We start from the raw sequence: 15819 nt of genomic DNA, 5'->3' as shown, positions 1-15819 counted from the left end.
GTGGTGCGGTGAGCGTAGCCGTCCTGCCGGAGGCCATGCTACTGACCGGTAGTGGCGGTGCGGGCCACACCGGCGGGCGGACGGCGGCGCGGCGCGCGGACACGTCGTCCGTGCGGGTCGTCCCGGGCCCCGGGGGGTTTCGCCGCTACCCTCACAGCACGTGGGGGGCACCGCCCCCGACCTGCGCCGACACCGTCGGCACAGCAGGCATGACGGAGGGCGCGATGGAACAGCGACAGCTCGGCCGGACCGGCCTGCGGGTCTCCCGGCTCGGCCTGGGCACCCTCACCTGGGGCCGGGACACCGACGAGCACGAGGCCGCCGAGCAGTTGAAGGCGTTCGTGGACGCGGGCGGCACCCTGGTCGACACCGCCGACGTGTACGCGGACGGCGGCGCCGAGTACCTGCTGTCCCGGCTGACCGACGGGCTGGTCCCGCGCTCCGAGCTGGTGATCGCCACCAAGGCCGGCGCGCTGCCCGGCACCCGCCGCCACGACACCTCCCGCGGCCACCTGCTGAACGCCCTGGACGGCTCGCTGCGCCGCCTGAACACCGACCACGTCGACCTGTGGCAGGTGCACGCGCACGACCCGGCCACCCCCACCGAGGAGACCCTGCACGCGCTCGACCTCGCGGTCTCCTCCGGCCGGGCCCGGTACGTCGGGGTCTGCCAGTACAGCGGCTGGCAGCTCGCCAAGTCCGCGGCCCGGCAGCACGCGCTGCCCGGCTCCACCCCGCTGGCCTCCGTCCAGCTGGAGTACTCGCTGCTCCAGCGCGGCATCGAACGCGAGGCGCTGCCCGCCGCGCAGGACGCCGGGGTCGGCCTGCTGGCCTGCTCGCCGCTCGGCCGGGGCGTGCTGACCGGCAAGTACCGGCACGGCGTGCCCCCCGAGTCGCGCGGCGCCTCCCCGCACCCCACCGGGTCGGTCCAGCCCTACCTGGGCGAGACCTCCCGGCGGATCGTGGACGCGCTGGCCACCGCCGCCGACGGGCTCGCCTCCACCCCGCTCAAGGTGGCGCTCGCCTGGGTCCGCGACCGCCCGGGCGTCGCGGCCACCCTGCTGGGCGCCCGCACCGCCGCCCAGCTGCAGTCCTCGCTGTCGGTCGAGGCCCTTACGCTTCCGGGTGAGATCCGCGCTGCGTTGGACGACGTGTCCGCCCCGGTGCACCGCTACCCGGACCAGGGCTGGACGGAGCTGTAGCCGCCCCGCCCGTCGAAGGAGCCTTCCCGCGATGACCACCCCCGAGGAGAGCCCGGCCGAGCGCCGGGCGGAGAGCCAGGCGGAGAGCCCGGCGGAGCCGACGGGCACCCCGGAGCCCCCGGCGGGCCCTGGCGCCCCGGACGACGGCGCCGCGCGGCCGGCCGGCGCGCCGCTCACCGGCGAGCAGCGCGCCGCCGCGGTGGCCGCGCTGGCCAAGGCGATCGGCGCGATCAACGCGAACGACATCGTCGCCCCGCCCCGTCCGCGTGACACCGACCTGTCGGCCGCTGACGAGACCGCTACGGACGAGTCCGCTACGGGCGAGTCCACCGGCGACGCGGCGTCCGCTGACAGGTCGTCCGCTGACGGGTCGTCCGCTGACGCGTCCACCGCCGACGAGACGGCCGAGCAGCTGTCCGACGTCCCCGGCGGAGCGGCTGTCGGCGGGCCGGCTGACGCCCCGTCCGAGCGCCCGGTCCGCCGTCCGAGCGCTCCCGCCGCCCGGTCCGACGTCCCGCTCGACGACGCGCAGCGCAAGGCCGCGCTGGCCGCCGTCGGTGAGGTGCTGGCGGTCGGTGGCGCGCCCGCCGAGCTGGCACCGGCGGCGCTGGCCGAGTTCGGCGAGGGCGCGGCCGAGCAGCTCCGCGAGGACCCGTGGGCGGTGCTCTCGCTGCCCGGCGTGCGGCCCGAGCACGCCGACGGCTTCGCCAAGACGCTGCTCGGCCCCGGGGCCCGGCCGGACGACCCGCGCCGCTCCCGGGCGCTGGTGGCCTGGCTGTTGGAGCAGGCCGCGCTGCACGGGCACTCGGCGCAGGAGATCGGCGAGGTCGCCGAGGGCCTGCGCGCCCGGCACGTCCCGGACCCGGAGGGCGCGTTGCAGGCGGCGCTGGAGGACGGGCGGGTGATGCCGTTCCAGGAGGAGCTGCCGCTGCCGCCCGGCAGCCACGACGAGGACGAGGAGCCGCCCGTCCGCACCATGCTCGCCCTGGAGCGCCTGGCGCTGGCGGAGGAGAGCCTGGGCGAGGGCCTGGTCCGGCTGCTGTCCACCTTCGCGCCCGGCGAGGACGGGGAAGGGGCCGGGGAGGGGCACGAAGAGGAAGAGCACGAGGACGCGGGCAGCGCTGAGGGCGGCGTCCCCGCGCAGGCCGGTCCGGCCGCCTGGGAGGCCGCCGCGGCGGCGGCCCCGCGGTCCGCGCAGGAGCTGGTCCGGGCCGTGGCCGGTTCCGGGCTGGTGCTGCACACCGGCGGGGAGGCGGCCAGGGCCGAGCCGGTCGCGCTGCTGCACGCCGCCGCCGGGCTGGGCCTGCGGGTCCGGGCGGTGGCCTGGACCGGCCAGGGGCGGGACGCGCTGGCGGCGCTGCTGCCCGAGGGCTCCCCCGCCGCCGGGCGGATCGGCACCCTGAACGACCTGCTGTACGGCGCGGACGTGCCGCGCGCGGTGGACGGCACCCTCGCGCTGGACGTGCTGGTGGTGCTGGACGCCCCGCTGCTGGACGTGGAGACCGCGGCGACGCTGCTGGAGGCGCTGGCGGACGGTGCCCGGCTGGTGCTGTCGGGAGACCCGGGCGGCCTGTGGTCGGCCGGTCCGGGCCGGTTCTTCGGCGACCTGCTGGCCGCCCGGGCGTGCCCGGTGGTGGCGTCCCGCACGCCGGACTTCGGTCCGATCGGCGAGCTGGTGTCCGGGGTCGGCGTCGGCGAGTTGCAGCCGGTGGACGCCCCGGACAAGGAGGTGGTGATCCTCACCGCGCAGGACGGCGGGGAGGCCGTGCACCGGGCCGTCCAGCTGCTCACCGACTCGATCCCGCGGGCGCTGTCCGTCCCGTCCGAGCAGACCGTGCTGCTGACCCCGGGGCACGGCGGCCCGGCCGGCACCCGGGCGCTGAACGCGGCCGCCAAGGCCCGGCTGAACCCCGGCCCCGGCCGGTTCGGCGGCTTCGACCCGGGCGACCGGGTGGTGCACTCCCCCGCGCTGGGCGTCAACCTGCCCGGGCGGGTGCTGGACGGCGACGCGAGCGGCCTGCACGTGGAGCTGGCCGACGGCGGCCGGATCACGCTGACCCCGGCGCAGGCCGGGAAGCTGCGGCACGGCTGGGCGGTGACGGCCCACCAGGCGGTCGGGCGGCGCTGGCCCGCGGTGGTCGTGGTGCTGCCGCCGGAGGCGTCCGGCCAGCTGACCAGGCAGTGGGTGTACTCGGCGTTCGGCCGCGCGGAGCGGCACCTGTCGGTGGTGCACGCGGCCGGCCCGGCGCTCGCCCAGGCCGTCGCCGAGCGGCCCGCGCGGGACCGCACCACGCGGCTGCGGACGGTCCTCACCGACCAGTGAGACCACGGGTGGGGCGGTGGGGGGCACTGTGCTCCCCACCGCCCCACCCGCGGAACGACGTACACGCCGCTGCCGGGCCGGCCGTTCGACCGGCTCCGGTGGGAGGAGAGCCGCCGCAATCCCCCCTGGCGCCTCGGCGTCGAGGCGCTTTTCGTCCTTCGCCCGCCGTGGACCGGCAGCAATCGCCCGTACGACGTACGGAGGCACCGACGACCGCGCTCCGGGTGTTCCGTTCCCCCGGTGCGGAGCCGCCGGAATGCCGTTCCGTTGCCGCTCGAACGGTAGCCGAGATTCCACCGGTGCGGGCCATGATTTCGCCCGGTGATCCGCACTGCGCCGGAATTCGGCGGCCGTGCGGCGGACGAGTAGCGGGCGAGGAGAAAACGAGTAGCGGGCCGCCCCAGGATGATTCCGAAACGCACCGGGACCGGGCGGTCAGCGGCCGGGCACCGGGCGGGCGGCGGCCGGGCACCGGGCGGTCGGCGGCCGGGCACCGGGCAGGCGGCGGCCGGGCACCGGGCGGGCGGAAAAGGGGCCGGAGAAGTGCTCGGCCAGCCTTCGGCGCACCGTTTCGTCCTCCACGCTGCCGATTCCGGTGAAGGCCCGGACCGCCTTCTCCCGGCATTCCCCGGCCTCCGCCGCCCGCCCTTGGGACATCCGGGCGGTGCCCATCCGGTCGATCGTCCGGCCGACCACCGGCAGGTCGCCGAAACGGCGGGCGACGGCGAGCGGGCCCGCGCCGAGGTCGAACGACTGCTGGTGCTCGCCGAGGCGTTGCAGCACCCGGGCGAGTTTCAGCCGGGTGTCCGCGACGGCGGCCTCGGTGCCGATCCGCTCGCGGACGGCGGGCGTCTCGACCGTCAGGTCGCGGGCGACGGCGTGGCGGCCCGGCTCGTTGCGGACCGGGGCGAGGCTCGGCAACGACCGGTGCAGCAGCGCGTCGTCGCCGGTCGCCCGGGCGGTCGCCGGCGTCCCGGGAAGCGGGCACCGCACCGTGCACCATCGCTGCGACCGCGCTCCGGCCTCCCGGACGCGCCACCGGTCACCGATCGCCGGCCGGACGGGCTCCGTCCGCCCGTCCGGCCGCCTCCCCGCTCCCGGGCCTTGATGCCGGCTGCCGGCCCCGCGGGCCCGCCGCCACCCGGGGCCGGGCGGGGCCGGATGGCGCCGGGCGACGGCGGGTCGCGGCGGGCGCGTCGGCAACCGGCCGCCGGACGGCTCAGAGCTCGTCGAGCTCGTCGTCGTAGACCTCGCTGACGTCGAAGCGGCAGATCAGCAGCTCCGGGTCGGCCCCGTCGAACGGTTCGGGCAGCCACTCGCCGGGGTCGGACGGCTCGGCGGCCGACACCCACAGCGTGGAGTCGCCCTCCTCCAGGCCGAACTCCTCGGCCCGGGCCGCGATCTCGTCCGGCTCGTACTCGCCGAACAGCACGCCGATCGCCGCCGTCACCTCGCCCTCGGTGCCCGCACCCGGTTCGAGCGACTCGTCGACCCGCTCGGCCTGGGCCCGCAGCCGCTTCGGGTCGGTGATCAGGTAGTCGCGGCGGATCAGCACGCTGATCGCCTCGGGGTGGTCCGGCCCCTGGTAGCCGGACCCGGCGTCGTCGCCGGGGATCTCGAAGGGGGTGACCTCGTCGTAGACCTCGTACAGGATCTGGTCGTAGGCGACGGCAGCCGCCGCGAGCTCCTCGTACGCGTGGACGACGACCGGATCGCCGGGCTCGGTGGAGTTGGAGACGGCCTGCAGGTGGCGGTCGATGGCGGCCTTGACCGCCTCTGCGGCGGCCCGTACCTCGGTGATGGTCAGCTGCGCGGCATCAGACATGGTGCAGACGCTATCTCCACCCGGCGACGACACGCACAGCGGTTGTCACCTACAGCCGCTAAAACCGGGCAAGTTCACCCCCGATGTCCGTTCCGCGTGCTTCTGCGACCCCGGCGCGGGCGGTTTCCCGTGCCCCTCCCGCGCCCCTCCCGCAGCTCCCCCGGGTGCTTCCGACCTCCTGCGGGCCGTCCGACGGCGGCTCCCGGCCGCGCATCGGCGCGCTCCGGCGCGGGTATTGCTTCCGGTACCGGAAAACTGATTGACGATCAGCTCCGGCCGGGGCGAGGCTCGGACCGTCCGACCGGGCGGGCCGCGCCCGAACCGTCGACATGTCGGCGATGCGCCGTAGGCTTGCAGGCGGCACAGCAGTGGAGGAGACGCCTTGATCCCTACCAAAACGGTCCGGCTTCCGGAGTACGAGTACCAGTCGCTCCGCCTGCCGCGCGGCACCACCAGGAACGCCGCCCGCCAGCTCCTGACCGAGCACGCCGAGTACGGGAACTGGGAGCTCGACCGGCTCCGCCTGTTCCCCGACGGCAGCCGCACGGTCCGGTTGAAGCGACGGATCATCCGGCAGGTCCGTTCCAGCTGGTAGCGAGCCCCGCGCCCCGTCCCGCCTCGTCGCACGCTCACGTTCACGTTCACGCTCACGTTCACTGCGCGCCCGCGCCCGGGCACCCCGCGGTCCTGCTCCGTGCGGCGGGGTGCCCGGGCGCGGGCGTCAGCGCTGTCCAGGCGTCACCGGACGCGCTCCGGCGGCCCTCGGCGGGCGAGCGGAGGCTTCCCCGGCCGCCCGGCCGCCCTCAGCGGCGGGCGAGGGAGCGCGAGCGGCGGTAGAGCACGCCGCCGCCGAGCAGCAGCGCGATGCCGGCCGGGGCGATGATCTCCAGGCCGGACGCGCCGGTGGAGGCCAGCTGCGCCTGCTCGGTGACGGCGGCGGCCCGGGCCTGGACCGCGGGGGCGGGGGTGGACGGGGCGGTCACCGGCGTGGCGGGGGTGGAGGGCAGGTCGCCGCCGGGGCCGCCGGTGCGGTCGGTGCCCGGGGGGCTCGGCGGGGTGCTGTGCCCGCCGCCGGACTGCTCGGGCGGGCAGTCGTGGCCGGGCGGGGTGACCGGCGGCGGGGTGACCGGGTGCTGGTGCTGGACGGTCGTGTTGGAGCAGTCGTTGCCGAACGCCGGATTGCCGAGGCCCACCACGTTGACCGAGTTGCCGCAGGCGTTGACCGGCGCGGCGACCGGCACCTGCACGTTGTTGCCCGAGGCGACCCCCGGCGAGTTGCTGCTCGTCCCGCTCGCGGCGGAGCCCGACCCGGCGGTGCTGCCGCCGCCGTGCCGGCCACCGCCGCTGTCGTGGCCGCCGCCGCTGGTGCCGCCGCCGCTGCGGCTGTGGCTGACGTTGGAGCAGTCGTTGCCGTACGCCGGGTTCAGCAGGCCGATCACGTCGATCGTGTTGCCGCAGGCGTTCACGGGGAGCTCCACGGGCACCTGCACCGCGTTCCTGGAGCCCACGCCGGGCGAATTGGCCGCCACGCCGTGCGCGTCGGCGGCCGCGTGGGCGTAGCCCGCGGTCGAGGCCAGCACGCTGCCGGTGGCCATGGCCGTGAGGAGGCCTTTCCTGGCGACCTGTCGCATTGACTCCCCTTTTGGTTTCTCGTTCGACGGGCCGGGACGGTTCTCGGGCGGTTCGCGGGGGATTTCCTCGGGATTCGCCGGAGGTCCGATCGGTCCGATAGTCGGAATTGCCTGCCGAGACGGCGGCAGTACTACTCCAACGACCCTTAACGGTGAAGGTTGAGCCATCTGCAGTCAGTTCATCCGATCGGGTGAGATGCGGCTTTCGCCGGGAACCGCACCGTTCACCCGGTCGGGGCGGGCCCGCCGTCCGGAAACGGGACCGCCCCCGCACGACACGGAGGTCGCACGGGGGCGGGAGACACGGGGTCGGACGGCCCGCCGGTCGTCGGCGGGACCGGCTCAGACGTTCTGGCAGGCGTTGCCGAACGCGGGGTTGAGCAGGCCGATCACGCTGATGGTGTTGCCGCAGACGTTCACCGGGACGTGCACCGGGATCTGGATCAGGTTGCCGGAGAGCACACCCGGGGAGCCGACCGCGGCACCGTCCGCGCCCGCGCCGCCGTGCGCCGAGGCGACACCGGCACCCGCGAGCACCAGGCCACCGGTGGCGGCGACAACGGCAGCGATCTTCTTGGCCTTCATCTGAACTGCTCCTCCTGGTCGTTTCCAGCCCGTTCCCCCGGGCTGCACACGGAAGAACGAAGCCTCCGCGGCCGGGACACGGGGCCGGAACCGCATTCACCCGTTGAAGCGATCAAGCGAACAGACGATCGCCATTTCGGATGCTCGACAGCTCTGATGCTGGACGGACTAGTCCGACTTCCCGCCCCGCGTCCCCGTGTTCCTCGTCCCCGCGTCCCCCGACCGCCGGGCGCCGGGCGTCAGGCGTCAGGCGTCAGGCGTCAGGCCAGGTCGATGAACCGGTCCAGCACCCGGACGCCGAACTTCAGGCCGTCCACCGGCACCCGCTCGTCCACGCCGTGGAACATCCCGGCGAAGTCCAGCTCCGGCGGGAGCTGGAGCGGCGCGAAGCCGAAGCAGCGGATGCCCAGGTCCTGGAAGGACTTGGCGTCGGTGCCGCCGGACAGGCAGTACGGGACGGCCCGGGCGATCGGGTCCTCGGCGCGCAGCGCGGTCTGCATGGCCTCGACCAGGGCGCCGTCGAAGCTGGTCTCGATCGCCTTGTCGTGGTGCAGGCTCTCCCGCTTGACCCGCGGGCCGAGGACGCTGTCCAGCTCGGCCAGGAACTCCTCCTCGTAGCCGGGCAGGAAGCGGCCGTCCACGTGCGCGGTGGCCTGGCCGGGGATGACGTTCACCTTGTAGCCGGCGCCGAGCATGGTCGGCTGGGCGGTGTTGCGCAGGGTGGTGCCGATCATCTTGGCGATGCCGCCGAGCACCCGGAGCGTCTCGTCCATGTCCTCCGGGTCGAGCGGCACGCCGAGCGCGTCCGAGAGCTCGTCCAGGAAGGCCCGGACGGTCTTGGTGATCCGCAGCGGGAACTGGTGCCGGCCGAGCCGGGCCACCGCCTCGCACAGCTCGGTGATCGCGTTGTCGTCGTTCTCCATCGAGCCGTGCCCGGCCCGGCCCTCGACGGTCAGGCGCATCCAGTGCATGCCCTTCTCCGCCGTCTCGATCAGGTACAGCCGGGCCTGGTCGTTGACGGTGAAGGAGAAGCCGCCGACCTCGCCGATCGCCTCGGTGACGCCCTCGAACAGCTCGGGGTGCCGGTCCACCAGGAAGCGGGCGCCGTAGGTGCCGCCGGCCTCCTCGTCGGCCAGGAACGCCAGCACCAGGTCGCGCGGGGGCTTGCGGCCGGTGCGCAGCCGGTCGCGGACCACCGCGAGGGTCATCGCGTCCATGTCCTTCATGTCGACGGCGCCGCGGCCCCACACGCAGCCGTCGGTGATCTCCCCGGAGAACGGGTGCACCGTCCAGTCGTCGGCGTTGGCCGGGACGACGTCGGTGTGCCCGTGGATCAGCAGGCCCGGCCGGGACCGGTCCTCGCCCTCGATCCGCACCACCGTGGAGGCCCGGCCCTTGGCCGACTCGAAGATCTGCGGCTCCAGCCCGAACTCGGCGAGCTGCTCGGCCACGTACTCGGCGGCCTTCCGCTCCCCCGGCCCGGAGCCGTCCCCGTAGTTGCTGGTGTCGATCCGGATCAGGTCCCGGCAAATCTCGGCGACCTCCGACTCCGCCGTCACCGCGCGCTCGCTGCCCACGCTCATCGCTCCCACCTCGTGTCTGCCCGCCCCGGCGCGGCTGCGGTCCGCGCCGCCCCGACCCCGGCCGGGGACCGCGGGCGCCGTCCCGCCATCCTCCCCCAGCACCCGTCCGGCCCCAAGGGCATATCCCCCCACACTCCCGCCGACCGCCCCCCACGCCCCCGCATTCGAAGCCCCGCCCGTCCCGCCGCCCCCGGTTTTGGGCCTACCAGTCGATCTTTGCTACTGTTGTCCATGTCAGCGCGGGGAACACCCCGCGAGGACGACACCCGGTCCGGGTGGCGGAATGGCAGACGCGCTAGCTTGAGGTGCTAGTGCCCTTTATCGGGCGTGGGGGTTCAAGTCCCCCCTCGGACACCAGCGAGGACCCCTGTTCACCAGGGGTCTTCTGCGTTTCCGGGCCGTGGCGTGACCAACCACGTGACCGACACCCCCGGAAGTCTCCGGCTCGGACCGGGGACGACAGGCCGATCCGGGCGGCCCGAGACGACTGCCCGTGTCCGACTGCCCGGCGCGATGCCCTCAGCGGCCGGTGACGGTGCGCAGCAGCTCTCGGTACCGGGGGCGTCGAAGTCTCTCCCCCATGGCTGCCACCTCGGCGTCCACGGTCGGCCTGCGCAGGTGCTCGTGGCTGTCGCGCATCAGGTGGTCGAACTCCCCGCTCACCAACGCGTCGCGCAGCCCGGCGAGTTCGGCCGGTCGCTCGAACCGGAGGGCGTCGCGCCGGTATCCGTCGAATCTGTCCACCTGCCAGTGCGCCCCGCTCAACGTCGTCCCCTGACAACCGCGAATGGCCGCTGCGCTACGGCTGCCCGGCCCGGCCACTATCGGGAGCGGCCCGGGGCGGGGCCGGGTGGAGGAAGCGAGACGTGGGTGTGGCCGGGATGTGACGTGGTGTCGGGAGACTCGTTCTCATGCGGAATGACGGGGGGCGGGTGCTGCGTTGGGCGGGGCATCCGGGGACGTTGGTGGCGGTCGTGGTGTTGGCGTTCAACGATCGGGTGGGGAAGCACGCCTGGCCCGGGGTGGTGGCCGGGAAGGTCAGTGATGTGGCGTGGATGCTGGTCGTTCCGCCGGTACTGGCGCTGTCGGGTGTGGTGGTGCTGCGGTTGCGGGCGGAGCGGGCGGCGCTGGTCGGGGTGGTGGGGACGGCGGTGAGCTTCGCGGTGGCCAAGTCGTCCGCCGTCGGGGCGGGGCTGGTCTCGTGCGGGTGGTCGGGGCTGACCGGGGTGCCGAGCCGGACGGTCGCCGACCGGACGGATCTGCTGGCTCTGCCGGTGCTGGTGGTGGCGTGGTGGCTGTGGCGCCGCAGTGCCCGGCCCCGGCCGCTGCGGCGGGTGCTGGCGCTGGTCGGGGTGCCGCTGGCGGTGGCGGCGATGGTGGCGACCTCGCCGGTGCCCGAGTTCTCGCCGCGGCTGTGGAGCGAGCACGGCCGGCCGATGGTGTACGACGGCCTCTGGTGGACGAGCGGGGACGGCGGTCTGACCTGGCGGGCCGTCTCCGTCTACGAGGAGCGGCCGACCGTACCCGCGGACAGGCCGGACCCGGCGTACGGCCGGTGCGTGCCCGGGCAGCCGCAGGTGTGCTTCCGGCTGCGCGGGCACGGCCTGCCCGTGGAGGTCAGCCGGGACGGCGGGCGGAACTGGCAGTCGGAGTACGCCCCGACGGCGGACGGCGGGACGGGCCCGGAGGCGGGCGCGGACCCGGAGGCGGGTGCGGACCCGGAGTCGGGTGCGGAGTGGGATCGGGGTGACCTGGTGGTGGCGGGCGTGTCCGGCGGCGGGTACACGGTGATCGTGCGTCGTCCGTTGGGCGGCCTGGTGGTGCGGGACGTGGACGGCCGGTGGCGGGGCGTCGAGCTGCCGGCGCGTTCCACTACGGCCGAGACCGGCGGGGACGGGTTCCAACTCCTGATCTCCGGCGCGCTGGTGGCCCTGGTGGCCGGTTGGGCGGTGGTCCTCACGGGCCTGGGCGCGCACCGGCTGCGGGTCGACCGCCGGGCCGGGCCGCCGCACCTGCCGTGGTGGCTGGTGTTCCGTCAGGCCGTGCCGTTCGGCTGGCTGGTGGTGTCGCTGTTCCTGGGCGGGGGCCGGATGCCGTGGCTGCTCTGGCTGCTGTCGCTGGTGGCGGCCGTGCTGGTGGTCGCGCTGTGGCGGCGGCCGCACGCCGCCTCCGCTCTCCGCGCCGGGAGCAGCGTGGCGCTGTTCGGGGTGGGGACGTGGGTCGCCGGGGTGTTGTTCCTGACGTCGTTGCGGTGGGGCGGCCACGCCTCCTGGGCGACGTACTGCTGGTGGGCGCTCGGGTGGGCCCTGGCCGGCAGCCTGGCCGCCGGGCTCGTCGGGGGCGCGTCGGGCCCGCCGCGCTCCCCGTCCTCGTCGAGTTACCCGTACCCGCCGCACTCCCCGTACCCGCCGCACTCCCCGTACCCGCCGTCTCTCCCGTACCCGCCGTCTCTCCCGTCCCCGGCGCCTTCGCCGCGCCCGCCGATGGAGCCGCCGTCCACGCTGCCCGCTCCGCCGCCCACCCCGCCGAGGTCCAAGCCGGTGCGCCGTCTGGGCCGCTGAGCGGTGGACGGCCCGGGGGCGGACAGCGCGCGGCGGCGTGGTGGGTCGGGTGTGCGCCGGGGTGTGCGTCGAGCGCCCCCGTGGGGGGTGGACCGGGGGTGGTTCGCGGGCGGACGGGCGTGTCGGGGGGCGGGGCGCTGCCAGGGTGTGCGGGTGATCTCTCGACGCGGACTGTTCCTTGCCTCCGGCGGTGCGATGACCGCCACCGCCCTGGCCGGCCCGGGTGCCGGTTCCTCCCGTGCCGCGGAGGCGGCGCCGCCCGACCCGGCGCGCTGGGCGGCGGCGCTGACCATGGCCCGCCGGATCCTGCTGACCGACGCCGACCACCGGGACCTGACGCTCGACTACCTGAAGCTGCTGACCGGCCGTCAGCGGCTGCGTCCGGCCGCCTCGCGCGAGGTGCTGGTGGTGGGTGCGGGCGTGGCGGGCATGGTGTGCGCCCGGCTGTTGCAGGCGTCCGGGCACCGGGTGCGGGTGCTGGAGGCGAACCGCAGCCGGGTCGGCGGCCGGGTGAAGACCTTCCGCGGCGACCGGTGGCAGGACGCCCGGCTGCACGCCGAGGCGGGTGCGATGCGCATCCCGTCCAGCCACGTGCTGACCCTCGCGCTGGCCGACCACCTGAAGGTGCCGCGCCGCCCCTTCCACCTGGTGGACGTCCCGCCCGGCTCCGCCCCGGCCTCCGGTGACGCCCGGGTGGTGTACCGGTCGTGGACCGGCGAGGAGTTCGCCACCGGCAGCGCGCCGGTGTACACCGCGCCGCCGGGCCTCGGCGGCCGGCCGGTGCACGTGAACGGACAGACCGTCAGCAAGGCGGCGTACGCGGCCGACCCGCGGCCGGTGAACAAGAGCTTCGGCTGGGACAGCGACCGGACCGCGGCCGCCGCCTTCGACCGGGCCCTGGACACCGCCCGCGCGTACACCATGGTGCGCGGCGACGACGGCGGCTGGCGCGACCGGCCGATCGAGCAGCGGGTGACCGGCACGGCGCGGCTGCTGTACGACCTGGACGGCTACTCGCTGCTGCGCTACCTCCAGGAGGGCGAGGGTTGGAGCGACGCCCAGGTGCAGGCCGTGGGCACGCTGGAGAACCTGACCAGCCGGCTGTCGTACGGCTTCCTGCACTCGGTGTTCGACGCCTCGGACATCAACCCGGCGGTGACGTACTTCGAGTTCAGCGCGGGCACCGACGCCCTGACCGAGGCCCTCGCCCAGGGCCTGCCGATCGAGCGCGGCAAGGTGGTCACCCGCGTCCGGCTGGGCGACGGCGGGGTGACGGTGGTCGCCGAGCCGGAGAGCGGCCCCGAGGACGAGGCGTGCGAGGGCGCGATCGGCGGCGACCGGTGCGAGTACCGGGCGGACGCGGTGGTGCTGGCGGTGCCGTACGCGGCGCTGCGGCACGTCGACTTCGACCCGATCCTGCCGTACGGCAAGCGGCGGGCGATCGCCGAGCTCAAGCACGACACCGCGCACAAGGTGCTGGTGGAGTTCACCCGGCGCTGGTGGGAGTGGGACGAGGACGCCTGGCGGGCGGAGCTGGGCGCCGACTACCGGCCCGCCCCGCACGAGGACGCGGTGGCGGCGGTCGGCGGCGGCTGCGTCTCGGACGGGGCCAGCCGGTTCGTCTACTTCCCCTCGCACCCGGGCGACGACGGCGCGCCCGGCGGGATCGTGCTGGCCGCGTACAACTGGGCCGAGGAGGCGCTGCGCTTCGACGCGCTCACCCCCGCCGACCGGCACGCCGAGGCGCTCGACCACCTGGTCGAGCTGTTCGGCGAGCGGATCCGCCGCTACGCCACCGACCGGCACGTCTCGCAGTCCTGGCTGCGCAACCGCTGGGCGCTCGGCGAGGCCGTGATCGAGACCCCCGGCCAGCTGCTCAGCCTCGGCCCGCAGGTCGCCGCCCCGGTCGCGGGCCGGCTGTTCTTCGCGGGCGACCACTGCCAGCCGCGCTACCACGCCTGGATCGCCGGCGCGATCGCCTCCGGCGTGGAGGCGGCCGTCCAGCTCACGGCCGGCTGACGGTCGGCTGACGGCCGGACGGGGCGTCAGGAGCGCTCCGTCCGCCCGGTGCGCGCCGCCCGGAAGGGCCGGGCGGCGGCGGGGTGACGGCAGGTCAGGCCCCGGCCTGCCGGGCGGGGCCGCGGGAACGCCGATAGCATCGGCACATGTCTGACGCCGACCGGGACCAGCGGCCCTCCGTGCTGCTGGCGTTCCGCTCGGCGGTGGCGCTGAACCGGCTGCTGGACGTGCTGCCGGTGTTCGGGGGCGACCCGCGGATCGACCGCTGGTTCACCGTGGTGCCCGGCTCCCGGTTCGGGCTGGACGCGCTGGCCGCCCTGGACCGCTCGGGCGCCCGGGTGATGGACTTCGAGCAGGCCCGGCGCGAGCGCTTCGACCTGATCCTCTCCACCAGCCCCAAGGGCGCGCTGACCAGTCTGTCCGGCCGGGCCAGGGCGCTGCTGCCGCACGGCGCCGGGTTCAACAAGTCGTTCGGCACCGAGGGTTCGCCGGGCCTGCCGTCCGGCCTGGACCCCGCGTTCCTGCTCTCCGGCGGCGAGCCGTGGGCCGACCTGCACGGCCTCGGGCACCACGAGCAGCTCGCCCGGCTCACCGAGCTCTGCCCGTCGGCCGCCGCCCGCGCCGTCGTGGTCGGCGACCCCACCCTGGACCGGATGCGGCAGTCGGTCGGCCGTCGGGAGACCTACCGGGAACGGCTCGGCGTCGGCGAGCGGACCCTGCTGGCGGTGCTGACCACCCACGGCGCGGAGAGCCTGCTGGCCCGCCGCCCCGACCTGCCGCTGGAACTGGCGCTCCACCTGCCCGTGGACGACTACCGGGTGGCCCTGGTGGTGCACCCCAACGAGATCGGCGAACGCGGCAGCCACAACCTGGCCGAGCAGCTCCGCCCCGCCCTGCAGGCCGGGCTGCTGCTGCCCTCCTCGCACCAGGAGTGGGCCTCCGTCCTGGTCGCCGCCGACGCGGTGCTCACCGACCACGGCTCGACCGCGCTGTACGCCGCCGCGCTCGGCCGCACCCTCGTCCTGGACGGCTACGACGGCGGGACGGAGCTGATCCCCGGCACGCCGATGGCCCGGCTGCTCGCCGTCGCGCCGCGCTTCACCGACACCGCCGGCCTGCCCGAACTGCTGCGCGGGGCCCGCGTCCCGGACCCGGCGCGGTTCGCCGCCGACGCCTTCGGCCGCCCCGACCTGGCGCTGCCGCTGCTGCGCGCCGAGCTGTACCGGCTGATCGGCCTGACGCCGCCGCGGACCCCGCTGGCGCCCGAGCTGCTGCCCGACCCGGTGGCGGCCCGGCCCCCGGCCCCGGCGCTGGCGGTGCGGGCCGAGGTGGACGGGCGGCGGGTGCGCGTGGAGCGCTTCCCGGTCGCCACCGAGCTGCCGGTGCACCACCGGTCCGCCCAGCACGGCGCGGCGGGCCTCGCCGAGCAGCGCAGCGCGGCGGTGCTGTGGCGGCGCCCCGGCACCGGCCGCTGGTCGGCCGCCGGCTGGGCCGCGCACGTCCTGGACGAGCTGCCGGGCTGCCGGGTCGCCGCCGCGCTGCTCTCCCGCGAGCACTGCCTGCTGGTGCACCGCCACCACGGCCCGTTCGCCCTGCGGGTGCCGCCGCACCGCGCGGACGGCCGGGTCCACCGGATCGACCCGGCCGCGGCGGTCTCCGCGGTGTACGCCTGGCTGGTCGCGCACCGGGGGCCGGTCACCGTCGGAGGGCTGCCGGTGGAACTCGACTGCACGGTGGGCGCGGTGACGGCCCGCCTGGAGCTGCGGGCCGCCGGGCCGGAGGAGCTGGACGCCGAACTCTGAGCCCTGCTGAGCCCTGCTGAGCCCTGCTGCCTGAGTCCCGGGCCCGGTCCCGGCTCAGTCCGTGCCGGGTTCCGTCCGTCCCCCGCCGTGGGCGGCGCGCAGGGCGGCGGCGTGGGCGCGGTGACGGCCCGCCTGGAGCTGCGGGCCGCCGGGCCGGAGGAGCTGGACGCCGAACTCTGAGCCCTGCTGAGCCCTGCTGAGCCCTGCTGCCTGAGTCCCGGGCCCGGTCCCGGCTCAGTCCGTGCCGGGTTCCGTCCGTCCCCCGCCGTGGGCGGCGCGCAGGGCGGC

At 75.8% G+C, this 15819-nt stretch carries 12 protein-coding genes and 1 tRNA gene; 7 read left to right on the top strand and 6 right to left on the bottom strand.

Annotation, left to right across the window (positions count from 1 at the left end):
* Positions 1-224: 224 nt before the first annotated feature.
* Together ACIP60_RS03400 and ACIP60_RS03395 are read left to right on the top strand one after the other, a co-directional pair.
* On the top strand, positions 225-1202 hold the full coding sequence (locus ACIP60_RS03400) for an aldo/keto reductase (protein ID WP_400679490.1): 978 nt from the start codon (positions 225-227) through the stop codon (positions 1200-1202).
* 31 nt (positions 1203-1233) lie between these two features.
* On the top strand, positions 1234-3525 hold the full coding sequence (locus ACIP60_RS03395; RefSeq protein ID WP_400679487.1) for a helix-hairpin-helix domain-containing protein: 2292 nt from the start codon (positions 1234-1236) through the stop codon (positions 3523-3525).
* Positions 3526-3960: 435 nt separating this feature from the next.
* Here ACIP60_RS03395 and ACIP60_RS03390 read toward each other — a convergent pair whose 3' ends face one another.
* Both ACIP60_RS03390 and ACIP60_RS03385 read right to left on the bottom strand, forming a co-directional pair.
* Positions 3961-4518 carry a hypothetical protein gene (locus tag ACIP60_RS03390; protein WP_400679485.1) on the bottom strand — a complete coding sequence of 186 codons (558 nt, stop codon included), beginning with the start codon at positions 4516-4518 and terminating at the stop codon, positions 3961-3963.
* 226 nt (positions 4519-4744) lie between these two features.
* Positions 4745-5350, bottom strand: coding sequence for a hypothetical protein (locus ACIP60_RS03385; protein ID WP_100839339.1), 606 nt, complete (start codon positions 5348-5350; stop codon positions 4745-4747).
* Positions 5351-5735: 385 nt separating this feature from the next.
* On the opposite strand from ACIP60_RS03385, the gene ACIP60_RS03380 reads away from it, so the two are divergent.
* The gene (locus tag ACIP60_RS03380; RefSeq protein WP_035954087.1) at positions 5736-5945 is read left to right on the top strand and encodes a DUF5703 family protein; all 210 of its coding nucleotides are present in this window, start codon (positions 5736-5738) and stop codon (positions 5943-5945) included.
* Positions 5946-6153: 208 nt separating this feature from the next.
* Here ACIP60_RS03380 and ACIP60_RS03375 read toward each other — a convergent pair whose 3' ends face one another.
* From ACIP60_RS03375 to ACIP60_RS03365, 3 genes are all read right to left on the bottom strand, one after another.
* A complete protein-coding gene (locus tag ACIP60_RS03375) occupies positions 6154-6945 on the bottom strand; it encodes a chaplin family protein (protein WP_400679482.1) in 792 nt (263 codons plus the stop codon).
* Positions 6946-7323: 378 nt separating this feature from the next.
* Entirely contained in the window at positions 7324-7566 is a 243-nt protein-coding gene (locus tag ACIP60_RS03370; protein WP_100839341.1) for a chaplin, read from the bottom strand.
* A 260-nt stretch (positions 7567-7826) separates the two neighbouring features.
* The gene (locus tag ACIP60_RS03365) at positions 7827-9149 is read right to left on the bottom strand and encodes a M20/M25/M40 family metallo-hydrolase (RefSeq protein ID WP_111552003.1); all 1323 of its coding nucleotides are present in this window, start codon (positions 9147-9149) and stop codon (positions 7827-7829) included.
* Positions 9150-9418: 269 nt separating this feature from the next.
* Here ACIP60_RS03365 and ACIP60_RS03360 point away from each other — a divergent pair.
* Positions 9419-9506: transfer RNA gene (locus ACIP60_RS03360), tRNA-Leu, on the top strand.
* Positions 9507-9668: 162 nt separating this feature from the next.
* On the opposite strand, the gene ACIP60_RS03355 is transcribed toward ACIP60_RS03360, so the two are convergent.
* The gene (locus tag ACIP60_RS03355; RefSeq protein ID WP_400679478.1) at positions 9669-9893 is read right to left on the bottom strand and encodes a hypothetical protein; all 225 of its coding nucleotides are present in this window, start codon (positions 9891-9893) and stop codon (positions 9669-9671) included.
* Between the two features lie 167 nt (positions 9894-10060).
* Here ACIP60_RS03355 and ACIP60_RS03350 point away from each other — a divergent pair, with 167 nt between their 5' ends.
* The 3 genes from ACIP60_RS03350 (at position 10061) to ACIP60_RS03340 (ending at position 15531) form a co-directional block, all read left to right on the top strand.
* Positions 10061-11710: a hypothetical protein gene (locus tag ACIP60_RS03350; protein ID WP_400679475.1), complete on the top strand. Its 1650-nt coding sequence runs from the start codon at positions 10061-10063 to the stop codon at positions 11708-11710.
* Positions 11711-11863: 153 nt separating this feature from the next.
* The gene (locus ACIP60_RS03345; protein WP_400679472.1) at positions 11864-13729 is read left to right on the top strand and encodes an FAD-dependent oxidoreductase; all 1866 of its coding nucleotides are present in this window, start codon (positions 11864-11866) and stop codon (positions 13727-13729) included.
* Positions 13730-13875: 146 nt separating this feature from the next.
* Complete coding sequence (locus ACIP60_RS03340) at positions 13876-15531, top strand: translation initiation factor 2 (protein ID WP_400679470.1); 1656 nt, start codon at positions 13876-13878, stop codon at positions 15529-15531.
* Positions 15532-15819: the final 288 nt, after the last annotated feature.

It is taken from the genome of Kitasatospora sp. NPDC088783 (genome assembly GCF_044750705.1).
Taxonomy (GTDB): domain Bacteria; phylum Actinomycetota; class Actinomycetes; order Streptomycetales; family Streptomycetaceae; genus Kitasatospora; species Kitasatospora fiedleri.
The sequence above is the reverse complement of the archived record's forward strand: the minus strand, read 5'-3'. Positions and strand labels throughout refer to the sequence as shown.